2 protein-coding genes are annotated in these 2,633 nt (G+C 61.4%); both read left to right on the top strand.

Annotated elements, in window-relative coordinates:
• The first annotated feature begins 188 nt into the window (after positions 1-188).
• Positions 189-1,691: an IS21 family transposase gene (gene istA, locus AC07UX_RS21100; protein WP_495193923.1), complete on the top strand. Its 1,503-nt coding sequence runs from the start codon at positions 189-191 to the stop codon at positions 1,689-1,691.
• Positions 1,688-2,533, top strand: coding sequence for an IS21-like element helper ATPase IstB (gene istB, locus AC07UX_RS21095; protein ID WP_495193922.1), 846 nt, complete (start codon positions 1,688-1,690; stop codon positions 2,531-2,533). The genes istA and istB overlap by 4 nt, the downstream gene beginning before the upstream one ends.
• The last annotated feature ends 100 nt before the right edge of the window (positions 2,534-2,633 follow it).

Below are 2,633 nucleotides of genomic sequence, written 5' to 3'. Positions count from 1 at the left end.
TGCCGCGCGACAATCAGGATGAGAAAGCAGCGTCAATCAAGATGAGAATCGGGGTCTGCTGATCCGGTGCAGGGCGTAGCCTGGAGCCGGATCAGCAGACCCCGATGGCGCCCTTCTGGAGGGCGTTTCTGATGGTTGCGGCCGGTCAGGTACGCAGGGGCATAACTTCGCGAGAAGGGATGTCACGGATGCCGGGCCGCCACGTCAACGATCATCAGATGAGGCTCTATATGAAGCTGCGACAAACCCATGCCGCGTCGATTGCGGCCGCCAAAGCCGGTATCAGTACAGCGACCGCATACCGCATCGAGGGAGACCCTCGACTTCCATCCCAGAGGCAGGCGCAGCGGGAGCGGCGGCGCCCTGATCCCTTGGCCGGCATATTCGAAGAGGAGGTCGTGCCCTTGCTTCAGGCAGCGCCTGGTGTTCGGACGGTTGCCATTTTCGAGGAGATGCGGCGTCGGCATCCCGACCTCGATGCGGGCATCCGGCGGACATTAGAACGGCGTGTCCGAGCGTGGCGCGCCATCCATGGCCCCGAACAGGAGGTAATCTTCCGCCAGGTGCATGAGCCGGGTCGGCTCGGCCTGTCAGACTTCACTGAGATGAAGGATGAGTATGTAACGGTCGCTGGCGTGGCGCTCGATCATCGCCTTTACCATTTCCGGCTGATGTGGTCGGGCTTTGAGCATGCCCATGTCATTCTGGGCGGTGAGAGCTACGTTGCCCTCGCCGAGGGGCTGCAAAACGCACTATGGGCTGTCGGCGGCGCTCCGGTTGAGCATCGCAGCGACAGCCTGTCGGCCGCGTTCCATAACCTGGATGCGGATGCCCGGCAGGATCTGACGTTGCGCTATGATGCGCTGTGCGAACATTATGGCATGACGCCCACCCGCAATAACCGCGGCATCGCCCATGAGAATGGTGGGATAGAAAGTCCGCACGGGCATTTGAAAGCCTCGATAAAGGACGCGCTCCTGTTGCGCGGATCGCGCGATTTTGACGATCTGGTCAGCTATCGGCACTTCATCGACGAGATCGTCAGCCGCAAGAATCGCCGCAACGGACCACGCATCGATGCCGAGCGCGCGGTGCTGCAGCCGCTGCCTGGCGCTCGCACCAGCGATTATGAGGAGACGATCGTCACGATCACCTCGACCAGCAGCTTCACGCTTCGCAAGGTGTTCTACTCCGTGCCCTCGCGGCTGATCGGACACCGGCTGCGCGTGCGATTGTATGACGACCGGCTCGATCTCTTCATCGGGGGCACGCATTTGATGACGTTGCCGCGGGGACGGTCCTTCAACAACGGCGCCCACGGCCATGTTGTCGATTATCGGCATGTCATCCATAGCCTGCGCCGCAAACCCATGGCGCTCCTGAAGTTGGTATATCGCGATCAACTGTTCCCGCGCGAAGCCTATCGGCAGACCTTCGATCGGCTCATTGCCGCGTTGCCCGAACGCATCGCTTGCCGACAGATGGTCGAGTTGCTGGCCATGGCGCACGAGAGGGCTTGTGAGGCCGAACTTGCCGCACTGTTGGCTGCCGACGCGGCCGCCGATCGCCTGCCTGATATGGCTGCCTTAAGGACACGCTTTGCCCCCGATCCGGCAGCGCTTCCCGATGTGGTTGTGGAACTGGTTCCGCTTTCCATCTACGATGTACTGCTGGCGGGAGAAGCCGCATGAGCCGGAATGCACCCACCATCGACGCCCAGCGGCTCAGCCTCATCCTCAATGATCTGCGCCTGCCGGCGATCAAGCTGATCTGGCCTGACTTCGCCGCGCGCGCCGACAAGGAGGGCTGGCCTGGCGCCCGGCTGATCGCGGCGCTCGCCGAGCATGAGATCGCCGAACGGGATCGTCGCAGGATCGAAAGGCATCTGGGCGAAGCCCGCCTCCCACCGGGCAAGACCCTCGACAGCTTCGCGTTCGATGCGGTGCCGATGATCTCTCGCGCTCAGGTCACGGCGCTGTGTTCGGGTGATGGATGGCTTGAAAAAGGGGCCAACCTCATCCTCTTTGGTCCGCCGGGCGGGGGAAAAACCCATCTGGCGGCCGCAATCGGTCTGGCGCTGATCGAAAATGGCTGGCGCGTCCTGTTCACCCGCACCTCCGATCTGGTTCAGAAACTCCAGGTCGCGCGTCGCGAACTCGCGTTGGAGGCGGCGATTACCAAGCTCGACAAATACCATCTGCTGGTCCTCGATGATCTGGCATATGTGACCAAGGACCAGGCCGAAACGTCGGTTCTCTTCGAGCTGATCAGCGCACGATATGAACGACGATCCACGCTCATCACCGCAAACCAGCCCTTCGGCGAATGGAATCGGGTCTTCCCGGATCCCGCCATGACGCTCGCCGCCGTCGACCGCCTCGTTCATCATGCGACCATCTTCGAGATGAACGTCGAAAGCTATCGCCGGCGCTCGGCTCTCCAGCGTCAATCTCGTGCAGGCAGGCCACCGACCTTTGCGACAATCAAGTCCACCGAAGAACTGTCGCGCAGCGACAATCAAACCTCTGAATAGCGCTTGTCAGCGTCAATCTAAAAAGGCACCACATGAATGCCGCGACAATCAGTTCTCATCCTGATTGACGCCAGCCTCTCATCCTGATCGCCGCGCTATA

The organism is Sphingobium sp. GW821-FHT02B05 (assembly GCF_059421905.1).
Note: the sequence above shows the minus strand (reverse complement) of the source record. Positions and strands in the feature narration are given on the sequence as shown.

Coding starts and splice junctions, on each gene's coding strand:
- istB (WP_495193922.1), top strand. CDS start 1,688: ATGAGCCGGAATGCACCCACCATCGACGCCCAGCGGCTCAGCCTCATC.
- istA (WP_495193923.1), top strand. CDS start 189: ATGCCGGGCCGCCACGTCAACGATCATCAGATGAGGCTCTATATGAAG.